This is a genomic window from Lacticaseibacillus rhamnosus, from assembly GCF_900636965.1.
In the GTDB taxonomy this organism is placed as follows: Bacteria; Bacillota; Bacilli; order Lactobacillales; family Lactobacillaceae; genus Lacticaseibacillus; species Lacticaseibacillus rhamnosus.
The window spans coordinates 943,434-969,357 of record NZ_LR134331.1; the positions used below are offsets into that span (position 1 = coordinate 943,434).

At 47.1% G+C, this 25,924-nt stretch carries 20 protein-coding genes and 1 pseudogene; all 21 read left to right on the forward strand.

Features of this window, described 5'->3' with window-relative positions; translation table 11 throughout:
• Positions 1-30: 30 nt before the first annotated feature.
• Positions 31-897 carry a phosphate ABC transporter substrate-binding protein PstS family protein gene (locus tag EL173_RS04920; RefSeq protein ID WP_005688693.1) on the forward strand — a complete coding sequence of 289 codons (867 nt, stop codon included), beginning with the start codon at positions 31-33 and terminating at the stop codon, positions 895-897.
• Positions 898-1,044: 147 nt separating this feature from the next.
• Positions 1,045-1,968 (forward strand): phosphate ABC transporter permease subunit PstC, encoded by a 924-nt coding sequence (gene pstC, locus EL173_RS04925; RefSeq protein WP_005684497.1) that lies wholly within the window; start codon positions 1,045-1,047, stop codon positions 1,966-1,968.
• Positions 1,965-2,849 carry a phosphate ABC transporter permease PstA gene (gene pstA / locus EL173_RS04930; protein WP_005684499.1) on the forward strand — a complete coding sequence of 295 codons (885 nt, stop codon included), beginning with the start codon at positions 1,965-1,967 and terminating at the stop codon, positions 2,847-2,849. The genes pstC and pstA overlap by 4 nt, the downstream gene beginning before the upstream one ends.
• Before the next feature lie 70 nt (positions 2,850-2,919).
• Positions 2,920-3,738 (forward strand): phosphate ABC transporter ATP-binding protein PstB, encoded by an 819-nt coding sequence (gene pstB / locus EL173_RS04935; RefSeq protein WP_014571222.1) that lies wholly within the window; start codon positions 2,920-2,922, stop codon positions 3,736-3,738.
• Between the two features lie 9 nt (positions 3,739-3,747).
• Positions 3,748-4,512, forward strand: a complete 765-nt coding sequence (pstB, locus tag EL173_RS04940; protein ID WP_005684501.1) for a phosphate ABC transporter ATP-binding protein PstB — start codon at positions 3,748-3,750, stop codon at positions 4,510-4,512.
• A 10-nt stretch (positions 4,513-4,522) separates the two neighbouring features.
• A complete protein-coding gene (phoU, locus tag EL173_RS04945; protein ID WP_005684502.1) occupies positions 4,523-5,200 on the forward strand; it encodes a phosphate signaling complex protein PhoU in 678 nt (225 codons plus the stop codon).
• Positions 5,201-5,906: 706 nt separating this feature from the next.
• Positions 5,907-7,397: a daptomycin-sensing surface protein LiaX gene (gene liaX, locus EL173_RS04950; RefSeq protein ID WP_005688699.1), complete on the forward strand. Its 1,491-nt coding sequence runs from the start codon at positions 5,907-5,909 to the stop codon at positions 7,395-7,397.
• An 11-nt stretch (positions 7,398-7,408) separates the two neighbouring features.
• Positions 7,409-7,669 (forward strand): hypothetical protein, encoded by a 261-nt coding sequence (locus EL173_RS04955; RefSeq protein WP_005688700.1) that lies wholly within the window; start codon positions 7,409-7,411, stop codon positions 7,667-7,669.
• Positions 7,670-7,671: 2 nt separating this feature from the next.
• Complete coding sequence (locus tag EL173_RS04960) at positions 7,672-8,007, forward strand: phage holin family protein (protein WP_005684507.1); 336 nt, start codon at positions 7,672-7,674, stop codon at positions 8,005-8,007.
• A 267-nt stretch (positions 8,008-8,274) separates the two neighbouring features.
• Positions 8,275-9,234 carry an HPr(Ser) kinase/phosphatase gene (hprK, locus tag EL173_RS04965; protein ID WP_005684508.1) on the forward strand — a complete coding sequence of 320 codons (960 nt, stop codon included), beginning with the start codon at positions 8,275-8,277 and terminating at the stop codon, positions 9,232-9,234.
• Between the two features lies 1 nt (position 9,235).
• Positions 9,236-10,063: a prolipoprotein diacylglyceryl transferase gene (gene lgt, locus EL173_RS04970; RefSeq protein ID WP_005684509.1), complete on the forward strand. Its 828-nt coding sequence runs from the start codon at positions 9,236-9,238 to the stop codon at positions 10,061-10,063.
• 10 nt (positions 10,064-10,073) lie between these two features.
• The gene (locus EL173_RS04975; protein ID WP_015764377.1) at positions 10,074-11,129 is read left to right on the forward strand and encodes an NAD(P)H-dependent glycerol-3-phosphate dehydrogenase; all 1,056 of its coding nucleotides are present in this window, start codon (positions 10,074-10,076) and stop codon (positions 11,127-11,129) included.
• Positions 11,130-11,194: 65 nt separating this feature from the next.
• Positions 11,195-12,142 carry a thioredoxin-disulfide reductase gene (gene trxB / locus EL173_RS04980; protein ID WP_005684511.1) on the forward strand — a complete coding sequence of 316 codons (948 nt, stop codon included), beginning with the start codon at positions 11,195-11,197 and terminating at the stop codon, positions 12,140-12,142.
• Between the two features lie 251 nt (positions 12,143-12,393).
• Entirely contained in the window at positions 12,394-14,121 is a 1,728-nt protein-coding gene (locus EL173_RS04985) for a phospho-sugar mutase (protein WP_005688704.1), read from the forward strand.
• A gap of 262 nt (positions 14,122-14,383) precedes the next feature.
• Complete coding sequence (locus EL173_RS04990) at positions 14,384-15,031, forward strand: response regulator transcription factor (RefSeq protein WP_005688705.1); 648 nt, start codon at positions 14,384-14,386, stop codon at positions 15,029-15,031.
• Complete coding sequence (locus tag EL173_RS04995; protein ID WP_005688706.1) at positions 15,024-16,034, forward strand: sensor histidine kinase; 1,011 nt, start codon at positions 15,024-15,026, stop codon at positions 16,032-16,034. Before EL173_RS04990 ends, EL173_RS04995 begins: the two co-directional genes overlap by 8 nt.
• Positions 16,035-16,133: 99 nt before the next feature.
• A complete protein-coding gene (locus EL173_RS05000; RefSeq protein WP_005688708.1) occupies positions 16,134-16,799 on the forward strand; it encodes an ABC transporter ATP-binding protein in 666 nt (221 codons plus the stop codon).
• Positions 16,800-16,803: 4 nt separating this feature from the next.
• A pseudogene (locus tag EL173_RS15385) lies at positions 16,804-19,170 on the forward strand (ABC transporter permease).
• Positions 19,171-19,756: 586 nt separating this feature from the next.
• The gene (locus EL173_RS05020) at positions 19,757-20,404 is read left to right on the forward strand and encodes a YfbR-like 5'-deoxynucleotidase (RefSeq protein WP_005688713.1); all 648 of its coding nucleotides are present in this window, start codon (positions 19,757-19,759) and stop codon (positions 20,402-20,404) included.
• 392 nt (positions 20,405-20,796) lie between these two features.
• Positions 20,797-22,812: an excinuclease ABC subunit UvrB gene (gene uvrB, locus EL173_RS05030; RefSeq protein ID WP_005688715.1), complete on the forward strand. Its 2,016-nt coding sequence runs from the start codon at positions 20,797-20,799 to the stop codon at positions 22,810-22,812.
• Positions 22,813-22,992: 180 nt separating this feature from the next.
• Positions 22,993-25,887 (forward strand): excinuclease ABC subunit UvrA, encoded by a 2,895-nt coding sequence (uvrA, locus tag EL173_RS05035; protein WP_014571226.1) that lies wholly within the window; start codon positions 22,993-22,995, stop codon positions 25,885-25,887.
• The last annotated feature ends 37 nt before the right edge of the window (positions 25,888-25,924 follow it).

Consider the following 25,924-nt stretch of genomic DNA (forward strand, 5'->3'; position numbering starts at 1 on the left):
ATGATTGGAGCTTGAAATGGAGGATTTCGTGTGAAAAAAATTGTGACCCTGTTTTCGATCGTATTTTTGGCGCTGTTAGCAAGTGCATGTGGCAGCAGTCATAGTTCGAAACAGTCGGGTGAATCAATCACCGCAGTTGGATCAAGTGCCTTGCAGCCTTTGGTTGAAGCGGCGGGCGAACAATATCAGACGGAAAATCTCGGCGTGTTTATCAACGTCCAAGGTGGCGGGAGCGGTACCGGATTAAGCCAGATCCAGCAAGGGGCGGTTGATATCGGTAATTCGGATCTTTTTGCTGAAGAAAAACCTGGCATTAAAGCCAACGCCTTGGTGGACCATAAAGTGGCCGTTGTCGGGATTGCGCCGATTGTTAATCCAAAAGTCGGCGTGAAAAATGTGTCAATGACGCAGTTGCAACAGATCTTTCTTGGTCAGATCACCAACTGGAAACAGTTAGGTGGCAAGAATGTGCCGATTGTCCTTGTCAACCGCGCACAAGGTTCAGGGACCCGCGCGACTTTTGAAAAATGGGCGCTTGAAGGCAAGCAACCGATTGCCGCTCAGGAACAGGATTCCACCGGGATGGTGCGACAAATCGTTGGCAGTACGCCAGGGGCAATTTCTTACGTCGCTTTTTCTTACGTTGATAAAACCGTCCGCAGCTTGTCTGTAGACGGCGTTGCACCAACTGATAGTAACGTGGCAACGAATCGCTGGCATATCTGGTCGTACGAACATATGTATACAAAAGGTCGGCCAAGTGGTTTGACCAAACGATTTTTGACTTACATGATGTCACCGGCCATTCAGAAGAAACTGGTCCAAAAAATGGGCTACATTCCGATGACTAAAATGAAAGTAGTGCGTAACGCCAGTGGCCAGATTAGTCGTCCATAAGCGAGTCTAGCGTCTAAAAGCTTTTTCGGCTCACGGATTGATGAAACAAGTCAGTGTGGGCAGTTAGGTTCAGGCAACCTAGCAGATCAATGAAGGCAGATGCGGCCAGGACAATGGCTAGTTGCGGTGAGGTTTTAGGAGGTTATGATGGATCCAATTCGAGAAGCGATGCTAAAAAAATCGCGCTCATCAAAGTTAGAGCGGCGCGGCAAAACGATTAGCCTGATTTGTATCAGTCTGATTGTACTTGTAGTGGTGGCAATATTTTTCTTTGTCGCCTCAAAAGGATTAGCAACATTCTTTCAAAATAAGATTAATTTATGGTCGTTTTTGAGTAAGAGTGTGTGGAACCCATCAATTAAAGATGCCCATGGGAATCCGGAAGTTGGCGCGTTACCGATGATTGTCGGGTCTTTCGGCGTGACTTTTTTATCGGCAATCGTTGCAACGCCATTTGCGGTTGGCGCCGGCATTTTCATGACCGAGATTTCCCACAAGTGGGGGCAAAAAGTGTTACAGCCGGTTATTGAGCTGCTCGTCGGGATTCCATCTGTGGTTTATGGCTTCATCGGCTTGTCCGTCATTGTACCTTTCATTCGCCATATCTTTGGCGGTACTGGCTTTGGGATCTTAGCCGGGACTTTTGTTTTGTTTGTCATGATCCTGCCGACCGTAACATCCATGACCGTCGATGCGTTAAAAGCTGTCCCACGCCATTATCGCGAGGCTTCATTGGCGCTAGGTGCTACTCGGTGGCAGACGACTTATCGCGTGGTGCTGCGTGCGGCAATTCCCGGCATTTTGACCGGTATTGTTTTTGGGATGGCGCGCGCTTTTGGTGAAGCGTTGGCGGTTCAAATGGTCATTGGGAATGCGGCTTTGTTGCCAAAGAACCTTGTTTCGCCAGCTTCGACGTTGACTTCTGTTTTGACGAGCGGGATTGGTAATACAGTCATGGGTTCGCTGGAAAATAACGCTTTATGGTCCTTGGCATTGCTGCTGTTGCTGATGTCATTAGCCTTTAACCTGTTGATTCGTTGGATCGGGAAGAAAGGGGAGCTGAACAAATGAATCCAAAAGTTGTTGATAAAATTGCCACAACGGTTCTGTACATTGTTTCAGGGATTATCATTGTTATTTTGGCCAGTCTCCTCGGGTACATTCTTTTTAAAGGGGTACCGCATATTTCCTGGCATTTTCTCACGAGTCCAGCACAAAGCTTTGAAGCTGGAGGCGGCATTGGCATTCAATTGTTCAACTCGTTTTATCTTTTAGTCCTTGCGATGCTGATTTCAACACCGATTTCGTTAGGGGCAGGCATTTACCTCAGCGAGTATGCCAAAAAGAATTGGTTGACGGATGTTATTCGGACTTCGATTGAAATTCTAAGTTCCTTACCGTCTGTGGTTGTTGGACTGTTCGGTTTTCTGATTTTCGTTTTACAATTCAAATTCGGGTTCTCGATTTTATCCGGGGCCTTGGCATTGACCGTCTTCAACCTCCCGTTGCTGACGCGAAATGTTGAAGATTCATTACGCGGCGTTGGCTTTGAACAGCGTGAGGCCGGCTTAGCGCTTGGCCTATCGCGCTGGGAGACGGTTTTACATGTTGTCATCCCTGAGGCATTGCCGGGGATTATTACCGGGATGATTCTAGGTGCCGGACGGGTTTTTGGCGAGGCGGCGGCGCTAATTTACACTGCTGGCCAAAGTGCCCCGGCGCTGGATTTCACCAACTGGAATCCGGCTAATATTGCGAGTCCCCTAAACCCATTTCGACCGGCCGAAACGTTGGCGGTGCATATTTGGAAAATCAACTCTGAAGGCATTCAACCTGATGCCGTTGCTGTTTCTGCCGGAGCTAGTGCCGTACTTGTGATCGCCGTTTTGGTCTTCAACGTTGGCGCCCGCTATTTAGGCAATCGACTATTTAAAAAGATGACGGCGGCTTAAACGGGTTAGGCTTCTAGTATCAATGAGGCTTACCCGGTATGATAATCGCGATAATACGTGGAGGCAGAGGATGCAAGAACTGGAAAAGTATTCATTAGATGACACTTATATTCGACCATTTGATCGCGAAAGGCAGGAAATTGCGCTTGAAACGGAAGATCTGCATGTCTTTTATGGTGATAATGAAGCCATTCATGGCGTTTCGCTGCCGTTTGAACGCTATAAAATCACTGCATTGATCGGTTCAAGCGGCTCCGGGAAGTCGACATACTTGCGCTCACTCAATCGAATGAACGATAATATTGAAAGTGCGCGAGTCACCGGTAAAATCATGTACCGGAATATTGACATCAATAGTGATGCGGTTGACGTTTATGAGATGCGTAAACACATTGGAATGGTGTTTCAACGGCCTAATCCATTCGCCAAGTCGATTTACGACAATATTGCTTTTGCACTGCGGCGGTTTGGCATCAAGGACAAAAAGAAACTCGACGAAATTGTTGAAACCAGTTTGAAACAGGCTGCCTTGTGGGATCAAGTTAAAGACGATCTTAATCAAAGCGGTATGTCGCTTTCCGGTGGCCAGGCACAACGGTTATGCATTGCACGGGCGATTGCCATGAAACCGGATATTTTACTCTTGGATGAGCCGGCCAGTGCCTTGGATCCGATTTCGACATCGGCAGTTGAAGATACCTTGTTGTCATTAAAAGATAAGTATACGATTATCATCGTGACGCATAACATGCAACAGGCGGCCCGGATTAGTGACTACACGGCGTTCTTTTATAGTGGAGCAGCGCTTGAGTATGATGAAACCCGTAAAATCTTCACGCGTCCCAAGATTAAAGCAACCAACGATTATGTTTCCGGACATTTCGGCTAGGAGGTTCCCATGGCTGAAGCACAAAAAATCATTACAAGTTCAGATGTTCATCTTTTTTATGGTAAGTTTGAAGCGCTAAAAGGGATTAATCTGGATTTTAACGAACATGAGATCACAGCTTTAATCGGACCTTCTGGCTGTGGTAAGTCTACGTATTTACGAACGTTGAATCGGATGAATGATCTGATTCCGGGGGTGACGATTACAGGAACCATCAGTTTACGCGGTCAGAATATCTATGCGCCTAGTGAAGACGTGGTTCAATTACGTAAGCAAGTGGGCATGGTCTTCCAACAACCCAATCCGTTTCCTTTCTCCATTTACGAAAATGTGATTTATGGATTGCGTTTGGCAGGGGTTAAAGATAAAAGCATTTTGGATGAAGCGGTGGAAACCAGTCTCAAGCAGGCAGCCATCTGGGATGAAGTGAAGGATCATCTGCATGACAGTGCATTATCGCTTTCAGGTGGCCAACAGCAGCGGGTTTGCATCGCGCGGGTATTGGCAGTCAAACCTGATGTTGTTTTGCTAGACGAGCCGACGAGTGCCTTGGATCCGATTTCCAGCACGCAAATCGAAAACATGTTACTCGAGTTGCGTGACCAATACACGATCATTCTAGTGACGCATAGTATGCATCAAGCATCTCGAATTTCCGATAAAACCGCCTTTTTCCTGACAGGCAACCTGATCGAATTCGCTGACACGAAACAAATGTTTTTAAATCCAAAAGAAAAGGAAACCGAAGACTATATCACTGGACGCTTCGGCTAGGAGGGGTAGTATGCGACGACTTTTTGTTGACGAATTGAACGATCTTCATGTACGTTTTTCGGAAATGGGAATGATGGTTAATGAGGCCATCTATAAGTCCGTGAAAGCCTTCATCAATCATGACAAAGCTTTAGCCCGCGAAGTGATCCACGAAGACAAACACATTAACGAGCGTGAAGTTGATTTGGAAAAACGCAGCTTCGAATTGATTGCCTTGCAGCAGCCGGTGACGACCGATTTGCGGGTGATTGTCACGGTGATGAAGGCAAGTTCCGATCTGGAGCGGATGGGAGATCATGCCGTTTCAATTGCTAAGTCTACTATTCGAGTTAAAGGTGAAACCCGGGTACCGCAAATCGAAGCTGATATTGCCGGGATGGCAGACGCGGTAAAAGAGATGGTTGAACAGGTGCTGGATGCCTATGTGAAGGAAGATTCAGCCCGTGCACGTAAAATTGCCTTGGAAGATCACGGTATCAATGACTTTTCATCGCGGATTTACAAAGAGTGTATCCGCCAGATGCAGGAAAACCCCGAAACCGTTGTCGGATCAATGGACTATATGCTGGTTTCGTCCTATCTTGAACGAATCGGCGACTATGTAACCAACATTTGTGAATGGATTGTCTACTTAAAGACCGGTAAGATTACCGAATTAAACTCAAACGCAATTGAAGACAAGTTCTAGATCCTGGAGACTTTTTTAACGAGGCTGGGGCATCATTCATTGTTTCAAAATATAAGCGTACCATTTCTCGATTTTTTAAGAAATGGTACGCTTTTTGGCTTCTTCATATTAGTATAAATGAGCTTTAACAATTCCAGTGCCAAAACGGAGCAATCGTAGGCCAGATGGGGCTCAGCCGTGGAACAACACAGCGACCGGTTTTTGTCGCTGATGTTGTTAGGCGACTTGGAGACTGCCGGGCTTGCAAGCTCCAAGCGCCGTCTCCGCTCTAGCTTCGCGTCGTCACCCCATCTGGCCGGAGATTGCGTAGTTTGGCACGGCCCGGAACTACTTTAGTTACTTTCTCAGTCATAGTATTCGGATTTTAGTGCGCATCACATCCTGAGATAGAATTATGCCTCAGTCCCTTGGCTTATTCATATGAGTACAAATGAGCCTTGACGATTGCGGCGTTTGGCGCGACACGGGACTATTTGACTTATTTTCTAGCGATGATATTCGAATTTGGTGAGTAGCGAATCCTGAAATGGAATGATGCCACACCCTCGTTCATTCCGCTTTTTTAGAAAGCAGTGAGGTGTCGGGATGACCACAAAACTGATCGCGTCCGCCTTACGACCTGTTTAAAAATCAACCTTTGGACCTATGCGCCTTGGCCGAATTCCGTGCATACTAATCATGTAATCAAATCCTGGAGGGATAACCCATGAATGAACGCGAAAGAATTTTAGACCTCGTTAAAAAAGGCGTCATTTCAAGCGAAGAGGCGCTTGTGCTTTTGGAAAACCTCGCAAAACAGCAAGGTACGCAAGCCGGCAGCCCGGCCGATGATACTGCTCCCGAAGCTCATTCGGAACAGACCGAAACCGATGATCAATCAACGCAGGAACAACAAGAAGCTAATAAAGATACGGATGCTGCATTGACAGAGCTTAACACCGAAATTGCCGAAGCCGCCGGTGCCTTGGATGCTGCGACGGCGCAAGTGACAAGCATCAGTAAGCAAATTGAAGCGAATAACGAACAAATTATTGTTTTAGACACAATGGAAGATCTTGAAGCACTTTCCCCGGAAAAATATCAAAAGCGCGGGGAATTGAAGCAAGAGAATCAGAAACTTAACGATCAGTTAGCCGAGCTAAAGGGACAGGTTGAAACCATGAAGGCCAACCTGGCAACGTTGCGGCGTCAAAAGCATGATCTTGAACGCCAAAAGATCAGTGACAAAATCTTCAACGATGACTGGCAAAAAGATGCTCGTGATGTCTTCTCGGAGTTTGGCAAGAACATCGGGGATGCCACGTCACAACTAGGCGGTTTCGTTAAGGACACTGTCAACAATGTCCTAGATAACGTTGACTGGAAGAATGTTACTGTAACGGTTCCCGGGTTGGCGACTGAAAAATTTGAACATGTTTTCAAGTTTCCAGACAGTCAGGCGACGATTCTGGATGTCAAAGTGGCCAACGGTGATGTGAAGTTTAAGACTTGGGATCAGCCGGGAATTCAAGTCGAAGCAGCGATTAAGTTATACGGAAAGATGGATGCCGATTCACCGTTTGAAGCTTTTAAAGATCGTAGCCGCATTGATGTTACCGACGATCATTTTAGCTTCCAAGTGCCAAATAAGCGCGTCCAGGCCGATTTGGTCATTTCGTTGCCAAAGCGCACTTACGACCACGTGTCAGTTCGTTTGCTGAATGGCAGTGCGGATTTAACCGGTCTGAATGGTAAAGACTTTTATGTTAAGAGCACCAATGGCCAAATGAATTTTACCAACGTGGATGGTGTGATGATTGAAAGTGAAGGCGTCAATGGATCGATTAAGGTCCAAGGCGGCCATACCCATGACTTATTGTTGACGACTGTTAATGGTGATGTTTCAGTGGATGCCGATCCGGCAACAGCAGCACTAAAGACGGTCAATGGGACGGTTCGAGCCACTTATCACACGGACTTTACCAAAATTGAAGGGACTTCCATGAATGGCAATGTGAAAGTGGCGGTTCCGGCTTCTATTGCACTGAAAGGTGAAGCCCGTACCCATTTTGGTAGCATTAAGAGCCGACTTAGCAACGTTGCGGAGCCAGCCAAAGGACTCAAGCGTTTTGAGTTAGACCGGCCCGGAACCGGCAACAGCGAGTTGAAACTCAATACAACAAGTGGCAACATTCAATTAAAAGATTCAAATGACTGAGGGGATCGCTTATGCCTTTTCTAATAATTCCAATTATGTTCTTCATCGTTGGCCTGGTACTGGTGGCCGTGTTTGCAATCGGTATTTTCTTGCTAAAACTGTTAATCGTTCCCGCCTTGTTAGTGGTGTTAGCGGTTTGGCTGTTCTCACGCCATGATCATGAGAAACGGCAAGGTCCGCGCCACCCTTACCGTGACCAGAGCACGTCTCGTCCGCGAAAAAACGCAACGCATGTGACCGAATCACGTGATGATGATTGGAGCGATTTCTAATCATGAACTTCATCAAACGCGCAGTTATCACAACAGCTGTCTTCCTGATTTATGCTCAGGTGTTTCCTGGTCAGTTGTTCGTTGCGAGCTTTGGTGTTGCCGTTGTCGGGGCACTCGTTTTAGGGGTTCTCAATGGCTTGTTGCGGCCGATTCTGGTCGTTTTGTCCATTCCGATTACGATTCTGACACTAGGGTTGTTTCTGATTGTGCTCAATGGGCTGATGTTAAGTATGATGACATGGTTCGTTCCCGGAATTGTTTTCAGCAGTTTCGGGTCAACGATGGTACTTGCCATCATCATATCCGTCTTGAATATGATCTTTGTCGGCAAACATTAAGTCAGCTTAACGATAAAAGTGTGCGTCACGAGATTATCATCATGTAAAAATAAATCGGTCTTAAAGATGTTTCCTGTCTTTAAGGTCGATTTTATTTTGTCTAAAGAGATTGGTTAGTGGATAAGTGCGTGGAAAATGCCCATTTTCAACATTGACATATTAAACGCCATCGTTTCAGAATTAGGCGAATGTTTTGAAGCGAGCTGCTATGAGGGCCGGCGAGTTATGGTAAAATAAAGCAAATACGGCGAAAGAAAGGTGGACTTCATGGCAGACAGCGTGACAGTACGGCAACTTGTCAAAGCGACAAAGCTTGAGGTATACAGCGGCTCGGAGTATCTTGATGCCCGGCAAGTCGTTTTGAGTGATATTTCGCGTCCCGGCCTTGAGTTAACGGGTTACTTTAATTATTATCCACATGAACGGATTCAACTTTTCGGGCGGACGGAGATTTCATTTGCTCGTAATATGTCTTCAGAAGAGCGTTTATTAATTCTGAAACGGATGGCAACAGAAGATACACCGGCCTTTCTGGTTTCGCGAGGATTGCAGCCACCGGCAGAAATGATCACGGCAGCCACTGCCGCACATATTCCGGTATTAGGATCACGGTTGCCGACCACCAGGCTGTCAAGTTTGATCACCGAATACTTAGACAGCCAACTAGCTGAACGTCGCAGCATGCATGGCGTCTTGGTTGATATTTACGGTCTGGGCGTGCTCATTACTGGCGATTCCGGGGTGGGAAAATCCGAAACAGCCTTGGAATTGGTTCAGCGTGGTCATCGGCTCATTGCTGATGATCGGGTGGATGTTTATCAGCAAGATGAACAAACGGTTGTCGGAGCTGCACCGCCGATTTTATCCCACTTGTTGGAGATTCGCGGATTGGGTATCATTGATGTCATGAATCTCTTTGGTGCCGGGGCAGTTCGTGAAGACACCACCATTTCGCTGATTGTGCACTTGGAGAATTGGACACCAGACAAAACCTTCGATCGCTTGGGCTCTGGCGAACAGACGCAAATGATCTTTGACGTGCCGGTTCCCAAAATTACGATTCCGGTCAAGGTTGGTCGTAACTTAGCCATTATCATCGAAGTGGCCGCGATGAATTTCCGCGCCAAATCGATGGGCTATGATGCCACTAAAACATTTGAAAAGAATTTAAATCATCTGATCGAACATAACGAAGCGAACGACCAGAAGAGTTCGGAGGAAAAATAACTTGTTATTAACACTCAATCCAATTGCTTTTCAGTTGGGTGGGCTGGAAGTTCACTGGTACGGGATTATTATCGCCAGTGCCGTTTTACTGGCGGTTTATCTGGCAATGAAGGAAGCACCAAAACGCGGTATTAAAGAAGATCATATTTTAAATCTGATTTTATGGGCGTTGCCATTTGCGTTAATCGGTGCACGCCTTTATTACGTTGCTTTTGAATGGTCTTATTATGCGGCTCATCCAAGTGAAATCATCGCAATTTGGCATGGCGGGATTGCCATATACGGCGCTTTGATTGCCAGTGTGATTGTTTTTGCGATTTATTGTCGCGTCAAATGGCTGCCGGCTTGGCTGGTGTTGGATATTGCGGCGCCAACCGTGATGTTAGCCCAGGCAATTGGCCGGTGGGGTAATTTCATGAATCAAGAAGCCCATGGTGCCATCACCAGCTTGGCTTACTTGCGCGGCTTGCACCTGCCAGAATTCATTATTCAACAAATGAATATCGGCGGTGCTTATCGCCAGCCAACCTTCTTATACGAAAGCATGTGGAATCTCGTTGGTTTTGCTTTAATTATGACGGTTCGCCATCACCAACACTGGTTTAAGCAAGGAGAAATCGTCTTGAGTTATGTCATGTGGTATAGTTTTGGACGGTTCTTTGTTGAAGGCATGCGGACGGATTCGTTATATGTCATACCGGGCTTACGTGTTTCCCAGCTTTTGTCGATTGTTTTATTCGTGGTGGCGGCCGGGCTCATCTGGTACCGACGGCGGCGTGGCGATGTCGCGTGGTACTTAGACGGTAATCCACTGCAGGCGGTTGAATAGGAGTGATTTTGTGCCGACAAAAATAGCGGTTTTAGGAGCGGGCTCATGGGGAACCGTGTTAGCCAATTTGTTAACGGAAAATGGCCACGAAGTCGATTTATGGAGTCATAATCTTAAACAGGTTGCGACCATGCGAGAAACCCGCAAAAATGAACATTATTTAGGTGCAGAATTTACCTTACACGATGCGCTGCATGTCACGGCTGATTTAGGCCAAGCATTAGATCAAGCCAATGTGATTCTTTTCGTTGTGCCTACCAATGCGATTCGCAGTGTTGCCGAGCAGATTAGACCCATTCTGCAGGCTCATCGTGGTCGTGGTGAACAGCCGATTATTGTTCATGCAGCCAAGGGATTGGAACGCGGCAGTGAGCTGCGGATTTCACAAGTCTTAGCTGATGTCCTGCCTAAAGAACTCATTCAAGGCATCGTGGTGATTTCGGGTCCAAGCCATGCCGAAGATGTAGCGACTCATGATATCACAACGCTGACAGCAGCATCGGCAGACTTATCACTGGCCAAAAAAGTCCAGCGGTTATTCATGAATGACTATTTTCGGCTGTACACCAATACTGACGTGATCGGAGTTGAAATCGGAGCTGCTTTAAAAAACGTTATCGCAATCGGGGCTGGCGCGTTGCATGGTCTCGGATACGGCGATAATACGAAAGCTGCTTTGATGACTCGCGGTCTGGCAGAGATCAGTCGGGTTGGGGTCAAGTTGGGCGCAGATCCGTTGACGTTCATCGGCTTATCCGGCGTCGGTGATTTGATCGTCACCTGTACGTCGGTTCACAGTCGTAATTGGCGTGCCGGTAATGCCCTTGGCCAAGGTGAGAAACTTCCCGATGTGTTGAAAAATATGGGCATGGTGGTTGAAGGTGTTTCAACGACCAAAGTTGCCCACCACATGGCAAGTGAGTTGGGTGTCGATATGCCGATCACCGATGCGATTTATCAGGTTTTGTATGAAGACGCGCCGATTCGAACGGTGATTACCGATCTCATGAAGCGAACTGGCAAACCTGAATTTGATTTTGATAATGCCAGTTTACAAAAACCATAAAACCCTGTATATTAGAACATGTAGCTTACTATTTGTAAGCAATAAGGCAAAAGGAGAGACTGCCCATGGCAAAAAAATATGATGTAATCGTGATCGGTGCCGGACCAGGGGGCATGACAGCAGCACTTTATGCTTCCCGAGCCAACTTATCAGTGTTAATGCTTGATCGCGGCGTCTATGGCGGTCAGATGAACAATACCGCCGAAGTAGAAAACTATCCGGGTTACAAGTCTATCCTTGGGCCTGATCTTGGCCAGAAGATGTACGATGGTGCAACTCAATTTGGTGCCGAATATGCGTACGGCAACGTGATCAGTGTCCAAAATCACGGCGCTACTAAGTTGGTCAAAACCGATGAAGACGAGTTTGAAGCTAAAGCGATTGTCATTGCGACTGGCGCTGAACACAAAAAACTCGGTGTACCCGGCGAAGAAGCCTTCAGTGGCCGAGGGGTATCGTACTGCGCGGTCTGCGATGGTGCGTTCTTTAAGGATCGTGAACTTGCAGTCATTGGCGGCGGCGACTCGGCCATTGAAGAAGGACTTTATTTGACGCAGATGGCCAAAAAGGTCACCGTCATTCATCGTCGTGACCAATTACGGGCACAACAAATCATTCAAAAGCGAGCCTTTGCAAACGACAAGATGCATTTTGTCTGGAATGCCCAGGTTCAGGAAATCCAAGGCGACGATATGAAAGTTACCGGCGTCAAATATCGTGATAAAGAAACCGGTGAGGAACATGTTTTGCCAGTTGCCGGTGTCTTCATTTACGTCGGCATCATGCCAATGACCGAGCCATTCCAGGATCTAGGAATTCTGGACGATCATGGCTGGATTCCAACGGATGAACACATGCGAACCAAGGTGCCTGGCATCTTTGCGATTGGCGATGTTCGCGCTAAAGACTTGCGGCAGATTACCACTGCTGTCGGAGAAGGCGGCACCGCTGGTCAAGGCGTCTTCAATTATATTCAAAGTCTGAATGACACCAGTGTTGAAGTAAAAGCCTAAGTTTTGACGAGTCTTTTAAGATTATCCACCAATTGAATTTGATCAAGGAACGGTTCTAGCAGACACGAAAATCTGTTAGAACCGTTTTTGCTTTTAAAAATACCACACTATTGCGAATATGATGGCAAAAATCGTAAAAGAATTTTCTTATTTGAGCGCGTTTTCAACCCAGCGTTGGTCACTTATAGTATGATTGGACAGGGAAGGGTAGTACCCGAAATTATCAATTTAGACAGATAGGAGCTGATCACGTGAGTTATCGTGATACGTATCAACAATGGGTAGATGAACCAACGCTTGATCCAGAGCTAAAAACTGACCTTAAGAAAATGGCAGACGATGAAACAACCAAAGAAGAAGCGTTTGCGGAACCAATGGCATTTGGGACTGCCGGCATGCGCGGTGTGCTTGGTGCCGGTATCGGCCGCATGAATATTTATACCGTCCGGCAGGCGACTGAAGGTTTGGCACGGTTTATGGATACCTTGACTGACGAAACTAAGGCTCGGGGTGTTGCTATTAGTTACGATTCTCGGTACATGAGTCAGGAATTTGCCTACCAAAGCGCAGGCGTTCTCGGCGCTCATGGCATTAAGAGTTACGTCTTTGATCAACTGCGGCCAACACCGGAGCTGAGTTTTGCTGTCCGTCACCTGAAGACATATGCCGGAATTATGATCACAGCTAGCCATAACCCGAAACAATATAATGGCTATAAGATTTATGGCCCTGATGGCGGTCAAATGCCTCCGGAAGAGTCTGACAAGATTACTAAATATGCGCGGTCGGCTGATGATCTTTTTGCCATCAAGGCCTTGAACGTTCACGAGTTACGGGCTAAGGATTTGATGCAGCCAATTGGTGAAGATGTCGATGAAGCTTATTATGCTGAAGTCGCAACGGTTACGATTAATCATGATTTGATCAAAACCGTTGGGAAAAACATGTCGCTGGTTTATAGCCCGTTACATGGTACCGGTCGGATTCCGGCACAAATGGTCTTGCGTAATGCCGGATTTGAAAATTTCCGGTTGGTTGCGAAACAAAGTGTTGCTGATCCGGAATTTGCCACAACGCCATTTCCAAATCCTGAGTTTGCCCAAGTTTTTGATTTGCCAATTGAACTTGGCAAGAAAATTGGGGCCGATGTTCTGATTGCCACTGATCCCGATGCTGATCGGCTGGGAACTGCGGTTAAAGTTGGCGATCACTATCAGTTGTTGACCGGTAATCAAATTGCGTCTGTGCTATTGCATTATATTCTTGAAGCACGTAAACAAGCCGGAACTTTGCCAAAGAACGGTGCGGTCGTCAAGTCGATTGTTTCCACTGAGTTGGCAACGGCCATTGCCAAAGATTATGGCGTGGACATGATCAATGTGCTCACCGGCTTCAAGTTTATCGGTGATCAGATCAAACATTTCCAGGCAACAGGCGAACATGAATTCCTGTTTGGCTTTGAGGAAAGCTATGGCTATCTAATCAAACCGTTTGTGCGTGATAAGGATGCCATCCAGTCAACTGTTTTGCTAGCTGAAGTGGCCGCATACTATCAATCACAAGGCAAGACACTTTGGGATGGCGTTCAGGAACTTTACAAGAAGTATGGCTACTACGCCGAAAAGACTGTTGGCGTTGATTTTGAAGGCGTTGACGGGCCTAAGCAGATGGCTAATCTGATGACCAAATTCCGTGAAGAACAGCCAGATGATTTTGCTGGCGTTAAGATCGCGAAAGTTGAAGATTTCCTGAGTCAAGAAGCTAAGTCCGCAGATGGCACAGTTGAAAAGCTGACGATGCCATCCAGCAATGTGCTGAAGTATATTTTGGCAGACGGTACCTGGATTGCCATTCGGCCATCCGGTACAGAGCCGAAAGTGAAGTTCTACGTTGGCACCAAAGCCGATACGGATGCAAAGGCGCAAGAAAAGCTTGATGCCTTTGAGAAAGCTTTGGATGCTTTTCGTAAGGAAGCTTAGATGAACGATTCACGTGGTCAGCGGTTGCAGTCGTGCTAGTGAATGCAATGTGATAACCGCGGATAAAAGTGTATTTTAACCGATAGATCCTAAAGGGCAGCCTTTGGGGTCTATTTTTTGATTTTGCGCTAATGCAACCGTGACGCTAAATCTAGCGTTGGAGCTAAAAGTATACGGAAAAGTAAGCGTTTTCTGTTTCTGCCACAGCTTTCTTTAGTATACTTTGGTTACTATGACAAATTGACAGGCGGGGGGCGATTGCGTGACGTATTTAATCATTGAAGACGAACCGGCATTGGGGAAGACGCTTCAGACCTATTTCAGTCGTGACGAAGAGGTTTGGCTAGCGGCGACACTGGCAAAAGCCACCACGATTGTGAAAACAGAACATCCGGCGTTGATCATTTTAGACTTGGGCATGCCGGATGGGGACGGTTTGGCGTGGTTGAAACGGTGGCGGGCTTATTTGACGGCTAAAGTGATTGTTTTGACGGCAAATGATGACGAGTCAACCACGATTGCCGGCTTGGATCTTGCCGATGATTATGTGGTCAAGCCGGTGAGTCTTAAGGTTCTTAAAGCACGGATTGCCAAACAATTACCGGGAGAGTCCCAGCAATTTGGGGCCGTTGCGCTAAATCTGCGGACAGGTCAGGTCACTAAAAACGGCAAACCAGTTAGGCTTACAAGTGCCGAACAACGACTGCTGGCCTATTTCTTTGTTAATCCCAACCAAATTTTGACCCGTGAACAGTTGCTGGCCGCTTTATGGGATACGCGCGAACAATTTGTTGCTGATAACACGTTGACGGTAACGATTAAACGGCTGCGCGAAAAATTGGAAGATGATCCCGCCAAGCCAACACTCATAAGAACCGTACGAGGAATGGGGTATTTTATCGATGGTTAAGCATGCTTATTGGACGATGCCTGAGACGCGTCAAGTGTTTCAATTGACAGCGATATTAATTGGGATTCTTTGGACGGTACTTTTATTAACCAGTATCACCGTACCGGATATGCGCATATGGTTGGTGCTGGTGGGCGGTTTGGCTACTGGCATAAGTGTTTGGTTAACATGGTGCTGGGCGCGAAAGTTTAGTTATCATTTTGATCAAGCGCTTTTGCAATTGGATATGACGAAGGAAACCGAGGACAATTACCTAATTGATCGCAATGATGAAGGTTTATTTTCTGACTTCAATAATCGTCTCTATCACTATGCGCGCCAAATGCAAGCCGAGCGTGAGGCTATTAAGCGTGATCGTGATCATCTCAATGAGGCGATTACGGATATTGCGCATCAGTTACGGACGCCACTTGCAGCCAACAGTAACTTGCTTGAGATGATGACTGAATCGAATTGGAAAACGACGCGGCTGGCTTTGCAGGCACAACAGCAGCACCAAGCGCAATTAATCGAGCAGCTGATCTTACTGGCAAAAGTTGATACGCATACGTTGAGTCAGCGGCGGGAAATCGTTGTGTTGACCGACCTTGGGAAAGCAGCCCTTAGTCCATTCTTGCGCCAGATTGCCGACAAAGAGATTACCGTTGATTGGCAAGTGCCACCAGCGCTGACGATCAACGTTAATTCGGTATTGGTCAAAGAAGCCTTTGCCAATGTTTTTAAAAATGCAGTCGCGCATACCCCGGTTGGCGGCCGAATGAGTGTGCGCGGAATCGGTGACCCGGTGCGCACGCGGCTTATGATTATGAATACCGGTCAACCAATTGCCGCTCAGGACCTGCCACATTTGTTCGAGCGCTTTTACCGTGGTCAATATGCTACTGCCAACAATGTGGGCATCGGACTGGCAATTGCTGCTGGCATCACTACTGCCAATGATGGTCGGCTAACTGCAGCTAATACTGCCAATGGTGTCCAAATGACTTTCGAATTTTTCCGCTGATACGGTGGCTGTCACTCACCTGTCACTTGGCGTTGCTAAAATGACGGCAAGAAACCGATAACAGGATAGGCTGTTGTCGGGTAAAGGAGGAGATTTGGGATGGCAATTTTAACGGCACGCCAATTGACCAAGCAATATGCTGGTGAAGCGCATCCGGCACTGGATCATGCCAATTTGACGATTGAACAAGGCGAGTTTGTTGCCATAGTGGGGCCGAGTGGTTCAGGAAAGTCAACCTTGCTTCATTTGTTAGGCGGGATTGATCAGCCAACCAGTGGGGAGGTCCGGTTATATGACACGGATATCTACGCACTGAATCAAACGCAACTGGCGATTTTTCGACGTCGGCAAGTCGGCTTGATTTATCAGTTTTACAACTTGATTCCGAACTTGACGGTGGCTGAGAATATCACATTGCCAGCGGATTTGGATGGACGGTCAATTAAAGAAGCCGTTTTGACGGAGATGTTAACAACCTTGGGCCTTGTCGAAAAGGCATCTGCTTTGCCTAATCAGCTTTCAGGCGGGCAGCAGCAACGGGTGGCAATTGGACGGGCGTTAATCAATCATCCCGCGGTTATTTTGGCCGATGAACCTACAGGCAATCTTGATCGCCGGAATTCACAGGATGTGATGACGCTACTACGACAAGCCAATATTAAGCAGGGGCAGACACTGGTCGTGATCACCCATGATCCAGACATTGCCAGTCAAGCTGATCGTATTGTCCGCATTGACGATGGGGTCGTGAGCGGGGGGCGGTGAGATGATGGGGATCGTGGGACATTTGACTAAAGAGCAGCTGTTGGGTCAAAAAGCGCGGACCGTGACGACCATTTTAGCAATGGCAGTCGCTGCCACCTTGACACTTGCAACCTTAATCGGCATTTATTCGGCGAGACATTCGATGTATCAAAAGAATATCCAAAGTACTGGCGGCATGCAGTTTGCAATCTCGCAGTTAGATCGACAAACGGCAAAGGCAATCGGGAAAGACTCAGCAATCGCCAAAAGTGTGGTTTATCAACGGCAAGGAACGGTTGATATTAAGGAACCGGGAGTGGCAAAAACGATGGCATCACCGTTACTAACGTTACCAAAAGCGGCCATGCAACGATTAGTGAAGCCGGTGGTACTTGCCGGGCGGTTGCCAAAACAGCCAAACGAAGCCATTCTTGCCCAGGATTTGGTGACAAAGCAGTATCGAATTGGTCAGATTATTCAAAGTCGGCAGCAGGGCAAAAACATTCAGTTGAGAATTGTCGGTAGTTATCGCGGATACGCAGGACTGTTGCCACCTGATGGCGTTTTAACACTTGGTACGGTGACCGGGTCCAAAGATTACACGGTGGCAGCTGCTTTTAGAGACTACAGTAATTTTTATGGAAAGCTTCATGCACTGACATCGCAGCATCGAGTGCATTCGCGTCAGCTGGCAATTAATAACATGGCATTAGAACGGGCAGGCGAGTCACGTGATGTTAAGCTGAGAGTCATGTTTGCCTTATTGGTAGTCGTTATTTTAAGTGTGATTGGGTTCGTATCGCTAGCGTTAATTTATACAAGTATTAATCTTAGTGTCCGGTCACAAACACAGCGTTATGGCTTATTACGTTCAATTGGCGCGACCCCTAAACAATTGCGCAGACTAGTTTATTCATAGGCGGCGATGCTTGCTTTTCCGGCGTTTTTAATTGGTATCGGAATGGGAATCGGTGGCTTAGCAGTCGCATTTCACATCCTCAATCAGCGCTTTATAGTGCAAGGAAATACCTTCAGATTATTCCTTGTGATTGATTGGTGGCCAATTTTTCTAGGGGCGATCTTCATGTTCTTAGTGACGTTGGTAGCTGCGTGGCGCCCGGCACATCGCGCGGCTTCAGTCAGTCCGATTGCGGCGGTTCAAATGCTGCCTGAGAGTGTGAAGATTAGTCGCCGGTCGCGTCGGCTTAGTCCGATCGAGCGGCTACTCCGTTCCCCAACTGCAAAGCTAGCTTATAAGCAGTATCGCCGGTTAGGGTGGTCAAAACTGACGATGATCGCGACTTTATCACTCTCACTGATGATTTTTATTGGTTTAACCGGTTTCTTTCGAAGTGTTTTGACGTTGAACAATGAAACTTTCACGCAGCAAGCTGATGTTACCATTGCCAGTACCGCTGCCGTGGATGCTATACCCTGGACATTTGAACCTTCAGAAGATGCAGGGATCAAGCAGGCAACTGTGACTGGAACCAAGCAAATGCAGCTGGCTCATGCGCCGAAAGCTTTTGGAGACAAAATAAATATCATCGTTGTTAGCGACCGGCTTTTTCAAACTGCTTTTCAGAATCAGCCGACTGTTTTGACCAGTAGCCAACTGGTTGTGAATTCAAAGACCGGTCAGCGTGAGCAACGGTGGCAACTGCCGAGAGACTTTTCTGGGACCTTACAGCTGATCAATCGGCGCGGAGAAAAGCAATTCACGCAATCAATTCGCGTCGTGACTAAAACAACAGCGGCGTTGGGTAAGTGGCAATTTGGCGATCAATCCGGATTAGTCCTGTCCCGTGATCGGTATCTGAAACTATTAAAAGCATTGGCCATCAATGATCGTGAGCTTGATTATTCGATTCAAACGCAACTGACCCAGGCTAAATTTCATGATTCGGTTGCAAAAATATTACGCAAAATGGTGCCTCAAGGAGCACTGAATGATCAGATTGCTAATCGAGCCCAGGAAAGTTCGTTTGGATTGGCTATTCAAGTGATGGTTTACGGGTTTTTAACCTTACTAACCTTGGTGAGTCTTGCTAACATTGTCAATCATATTTTTGCCAACTTACTGCAAAGACGGCGTAGTTTGGCGATGTTGCAAAGCGTGGGGATGACGCCGCGTCAGATCACAAGCATGATTGGCCTTGAAAATGGTTTTTTGTTTGGAACAAGTTTAGTCATTGGCAGCATTCTCGGAACCGGACTGACATGGTTACTTTATCGCGTGGCAAACACTGGCATAGCGTTTAATTATCGCGTGCCATGGCAAGAGATCTTGATTGCAGGGGGAATGTTGATGCTTATTTGGGCGGTATTTACCGGCGTGAGTCATCAAATACTGAAACATCAAGATCTTGACCAATTGATTTGGTTGAGTTAGCAAGAGCCTGTTTTTAGGTGGTGTCACAGTTGCTGCTTTAGGGTTTCTATCGCTTTGATCAATGTTATCCATATTCGTTATTGGGATAGTGACTGACATCATGGAGTGGACAATGCTTCAGCGTTTTAATTGGCTCTAGCCGCGTTCGCAAGCGCAAAAGTCTGCGTGTAAGGACCTTGGTCGCAATGGCTAAAATGGGTGGCTATTATGCCAGAATGTAAATCCCTGTATACACTTATAAACGCGTTCACAGGGCCAGAAACCTGCGTGTAAGGACCTTGAGCCTAAATGGCAAAGCCCAGCCATTTAGGCTCAAGGCCACTTACACTCCGGTTTCTAAGCGGCCCTGTTCACGCTTTCTTTCTATAACGCGCTCCCCGGCGCAGAGACCTGCATGTAAGGACCTTGGTCGCAATGACCAAAGTGCGGCCATCACGCCCAAGGCCGCTTACACTCCGGTCTCTAACCGCGCCGGCTCGCGCTCACTGTGAATTTTCTTGCAATGCCTACTTGATGGTGGTAGTCTTTTAACAATTTAAGTAAATTTCACGATCAGACACGACAACTATCAGGAGGTCATTTCGAAATGGGCATGCACCAATTTATCCAAGGACTGAGCAATCTGGAAACACTGCGGCGGGCACCGGGCTTTTTCAAGTATCAGGAGCATTCGGTGGCGGCTCACAGTTTCAAGGTGGCGGAGATCGCGCAGATGTTGGGCGATGTTGAGGAGTTAGCTGGAAACAAGGTTAATTGGCAGATGCTCTATGAGAAGTCACTCAATCATGATTATACCGAGCGCTTCATCGGTGATATTAAGACGCCAGTGAAATATGCAACCCCAACGTTACGGCAAATGTTGGCTGACGTTGAGGCTACCATGACGGAAAACTTCATCAAAAATGAAATTCCACACGATTTTCAGGATCGTTATCGTCGGCGGTTATCTGAGGGCAAAGACGAAACGCTCGAAGGTCAGATCCTGAGCGTTGCGGATAAGATTGATTTACTGTATGAAGGTTTTGGGGAAATCGAAAAAGGCAATCCGGAGCAGGTTTTTCTCGATATCTATTCGGAAAGTTTAAGTACTATTTTACAGTTCAAGAATCGTCCGAGTGTTCGCTACTTTCTTGATGAAGTATTACCGGATATGCTAGATGAGAAGTTCGCCAGTCGGGATCAACTGGCTAAATTGACTAAAGAAACCATGGCAGAACATGAGACTGGCAAGTAGCGAAAGTATGTTCGCTATGTTATAATATGCAGGATGAAAGTTGGGATGCGTTTCTTATCGGTTCCAACTTTTTTAATGAGAAGGTTTTAGTGTGGTTGTGAGCTTTGCGTTGGCCGGTTAGCGCTCGCCATAACGCGTTCACCGGCGCAGGGATCTGCGTGTAAGGACCTTGGTCGCAATGGCCAAGAGCGGGCCATCACGTCTAAGGCCGCTTACACTCCGACTTCTAACCGCGCCGGTTCACGCTCACCATAACGCGTTCGCCAGCCCAGAAACCTGCACATAAGGACCTTGGTCGCAATGACCAAAGACCAGTCATTACGCCCAAGGCCGCTTATGTTCCGGTTTCTAACCGGGCTGGCTCACGCTCACTTTTCTTTGGAGGTACATCGATGATTGAACGAATTGCTGATCGTAAATTTGATTTGGTTTCGCCTTATAAGCCAGCCGGGGACCAGCCCCAGGCGATTGCTAAGCTGACTAAGGGGTTTGAAGAAGGTAAAAAGGCGCAAATTCTGTTAGGTGCAACCGGGACCGGGAAGACGTTTACGATGAGCAATATCATCGCTAACTTGAACAAACCGACTTTGATTTTATCGCATAATAAAACGTTGGCTGGTCAGCTGTATGGTGAGTTTAAGGAGTTTTTCCCACATAACGCGGTTGAGTACTTCGTGTCTTATTACGATTATTACCAACCTGAAGCCTATGTGCCTAGCACGGACACTTATATTGAAAAAGACAGTGCCATTAATGATGAGATTGATAAATTGCGGCATAGCGCTACCAGTGCGTTGCTTGAGCGTAATGACGTGATTGTCGTTGCTTCGGTATCTTCTATCTTTGGCTTGGGTGATCCGCATGAATATAAGAACCATGTGTTATCGTTGCGGACTGGGATGACCATTGACCGAAATACGTTGTTGCGGCAATTAGTAGATATTCAGTTTGATCGTAACGATATTGATTTTCAACGCGGTCGTTTTCGGGTACGGGGAGATGTGGTGGAAATTTTCCCGGCCAGTCGTGATGATCACGCCATCCGCGTTGAATTTTTCGGTGATGAAATTGATCGGATTACCGAAGTCGATGCTTTGACGGGTGAAGTGATTGGTACGCGAGATCATGTTGCCATTTTCCCGGCCACTCATTTCATGACGAGCGATGAACAGATGGAACGCGCAATTAAGAGTATTTCTGCAGAACTCGAGGATCGCTTAAAAGTGTTGCGCGGTGAAAACAAGCTTCTAGAAGCCCAACGGTTAGAGCAGCGTACTAATTATGATATTGAAATGATGCGCGAAATGGGCTTTACCAGTGGGATTGAAAATTACTCGCGCCACATGGATGGTCGGAAACCCGGAGAACCGCCGTATACGTTGCTCGACTTTTTCCCGAAAGACTTTACGATTATGGTTGATGAAAGTCACGTTACGATGCCACAGGTTAAAGGCATGTATAATGGCGATCGGGCCCGGAAACAGATGTTGATTAATTATGGGTTCCGTCTGCCAAGTGCCTTGGACAATCGACCTTTGAAGATTGATGAGTTTGAAAAACATGTCAAACGGATTCTTTATGTGAGCGCAACGCCAGGACCTTATGAACTGAGTCGCGTTCCTAAAGAAGATATTGCTGAACAGATTATTCGACCGACCGGGTTGTTGGATCCTAAAATCGAAGTGCGTCCGGTGATGGGTCAGATTGATGATCTGGTTGGCGAGATCAACAAGCGGATTGATGCGCATGAACGAGTCTTCATCACAACGTTAACTAAGAAAATGGCGGAAGATTTAACCGACTATCTTAAGGATATGGGAATTAAAGTCCGTTATTTGCATAGCGACATTAAGACGCTTGAACGAACCCAGATTATTCGTGATTTGCGGCTAGGTAAGTTTGATGTATTGATCGGGATTAACCTTTTGCGTGAAGGGATTGATGTACCGGAAGTATCATTAATTGCGATTCTGGATGCCGATAAGGAAGGCTTCTTGCGGGCAGAGCGTTCGCTGATTCAGACGATTGGCCGGGCATCGCGTAATGAACATGGTAAAGTCATTATGTACGCTGACAAGGTCACGGATTCGATGAAAGCCGCGATTGATGAAACTCGGCGGCGACGGGCAATTCAAGAGAAGTTTAACGAAGAACATCACATCCAACCCAAGACGATCATCAAACCAATTCGGGCGGCTATTTCAACCTATGAACAATCGGATGACGAAAAAGCCGATGCAAAGAAGACTTTTGCTGAAGTTGATTACGAAGATATGAGTAAAGCGGATAAGAAAGAACTGGTTGCCAACCTCCGTTCACAGATGCAGGCGGCGGCCAAAAAGTTGGACTTTGAGCAGGCAGCTTCTTTGCGCGATACGATTTTGGAATTGCAAGCGGATATGTCTTGAGAATGAGGTGGACAGGACTTGCATGATGGCACCAACTCAGCCATGATTGCTATGAGCAGATCCGGCGATCATGGCTGTTTTCTTGCTTTCGAATTAGGCGCAAGTGCTGAGGCATTTCTAGTTTGTTCCCGCCAGCGCTACCAGTTGTCGGCATGTTTTAATTGAGGAGATCTTTTGTGAATGGCAAATGATAAAATTGTAATCCACGGGGCTCGGGCCCATAACTTAAAAAATATTGATGTGACGATTCCGCGCAATAAGCTTGTGGTCATGACGGGCCTTTCTGGTTCCGGTAAGTCGAGTCTGGCGTTTGATACGTTATATGCAGAAGGCCAGCGCCGCTATGTCGAAAGCTTATCTGCTTATGCACGCCAGTTTCTTGGTCAAATGGAGAAACCGGATGTTGATTCGATTGATGGTCTCAGTCCGGCAATTTCGATTGATCAAAAGACGACTTCCAAGAATCCGCGCTCGACAGTTGGAACGGTCACTGAAATTAATGATTACTTGCGACTGTTGTGGGCGCGGGTCGGGCATCCGATTTGTCCTAACGATGGGACGCCGATTACCAGTCAAAGTGTTGAACAAATGGTGGACCGCGTCTTGGCTTTGCCGGAAAAGAGCCGCATTCAGATTCTGTCACCGATTGTGCGGCGGAAAAAAGGCAGCCATAAGAAAGTCTTTGCCAAAATTATGCGTGAAGGGTATGTCCGGATGCGCGTTGACGGTGAAGTCATGGATGCCACAGCGGATTATGAACTAGACAAAAACAAAGCCCATGATATTGATATCGTGATTGATCGGATTGTGGTGAAGCCAGAAGCCCGCAGTCGGTTATTTGACTCTTTTGAAGCGGCGTTGCGGCTTTCGGAAGGATACGCTAATGTTGACGTCATTGGTGGCGATACATTGCGTTTTTCGGAACATTTTGCTTGCCCGATTTGCGGGTTTACGATTGGTGAAATGGAGCCGCGGTTATTTTCATTTAATGCGCCATTTGGAGCGTGCCCGGAATGTGACGGGCTGGGTGTGAAGTTGACTGTTGACATGGATCTGGTTGTACCGGATCCAAGTATGACTTTAGCTCAAGGTGCCATTGCCCCATGGAATCCAATTAGTTCGCAATATTACCCGGAACTGTTGGCACAAGCGGCAACTGCCTTTAAGGTGCGAATGGATGTACCGTTTAAAAAACTGACCAAGCGCGAACGGAATGTTGTTCTCAATGGCAGTGATGGCAAGCCATTCCACTTTCATTATGAAAATGACTTCGGCGGTGTTCGCGATGTTGATGTGCCGTTTGAAGGCGTTTTGACCAACATTTCCCGGCGTTATGCCGAGACAAATAGCGACTTCACCCGGCAACAGATGCGCGGTTATATGACGGCTTTGCCTTGTCCGGTTTGTCATGGGAAACGGCTCAATCGTCAGGCACTCGCGGTTAAGATCTCCGGACGTGACATCGCTGAAGTATCTGACTTGGCCATTAAGGATGCGCTGCCGTTTTTCAAGCAAGTACATTTGAGCGAAGCCGAGACCGTGATTGCTCAGCCAATTGTCAAAGAAGTGGTGGATCGGTTAACTTTTCTTGTCAACGTGGGCCTCGGCTATTTGACCTTAAGTCGAAGCGCGGGGACGCTGTCAGGCGGTGAAGCGCAACGAATTCGATTGGCCACACAAATCGGTTCTAATCTAAGTGGTGTGATGTATGTGCTTGACGAGCCATCTATTGGGTTGCATCAGCGCGACAACGACCGTTTAATTGCCTCGCTGAAGAAAATGCGTGATTTAGGCAACACGCTAATCGTTGTGGAGCACGATGAAGACACGATGCGTGCAGCCGATTATCTAATTGATGTAGGTCCTGGCGCGGGTGAGCATGGTGGTCGAATCATGGCATCAGGAACCCCCAAGCAAGTCGCCCGCGTGCGTAAATCAATTACCGGCCAATATTTATCGGGTCGCAAGTTTATCCCGGTACCGTTAAAACGACGGCCGGGCAATGGCAAAGTGATTCGGCTGGAAGGTGCGTCTGATCACAACTTGAAGCATATCAATGTCGATTTTCCTTTAGGTAAGTTCATTGTTGTTTCCGGCGTTTCCGGATCAGGTAAATCGACGCTGGTTAATTCGATTTTGCGGCGGGCACTGGCGCAAAAGTTAAACCACAATTCCGAAAAACCCGGGCCATATGATAAGATTCTCGGCTATAAAAATATCGAGAAACTCATCAACATTGACCAGAGTCCGATTGGGCGTACACCGCGGAGTAATCCGGCAACGTATACCAGTGTTTTTGATGACATTCGCGGTTTGTTTGCGGAAACCAATGAAGCCAAGTTGCGGGGGTATAAAAAGGGACGGTTCAGCTTCAATATTAAAGGCGGACGCTGCGAGAATTGTAAAGGTGACGGCATCATCAAGATTGAAATGAACTTCCTGCCTGATGTTTACGTTCCATGTGAAGTCTGTCACGGCAAACGATATAATTCCGAAACTCTGGAAGTCACTTACAAGGGCAAGAATATTGCTGAAGTTCTGGATATGACCGTTGAAGAAGCAACCGCATTCTTTAAAAACATTCCTAAGATTCGCCGGAAGTTACAGACGATTGTCGACGTCGGTTTGGGTTATGTGAAGCTTGGTCAGAGTGCCACCACTTTATCAGGCGGGGAAGCACAGCGGATGAAGTTGGCAAGTGAATTGCAAAAGCTATCAACGGGTAAAAACTTCTACATTCTCGATGAACCAACAACGGGATTACACACCGATGATATTAAGCGGTTGTTGGAAGTCCTCGAACGGCTGGTGGATGAAGGTAACACAGTCCTGGTGATCGAGCATAATCTGGATGTTGTCAAAACGGCTGATTGGGTCATTGACCTAGGACCGGAAGGCGGAGATGGCGGTGGTCAGGTGATTGCTACCGGTACACCTGAAGAAGTTGCCGAGGTAGCAGACAGTTACACCGGCCAGTACCTTAAACCGGTTTTAATTCGTGACACCAAACGGACGAAAGAAGCCGCGGCCGGTTCGTCTAAGCAGGCAAAAGCGACTAAAACATCGACGAAATAGCATCAAAAATAGTCGCGTGAAAAGCGCGACTATTTAT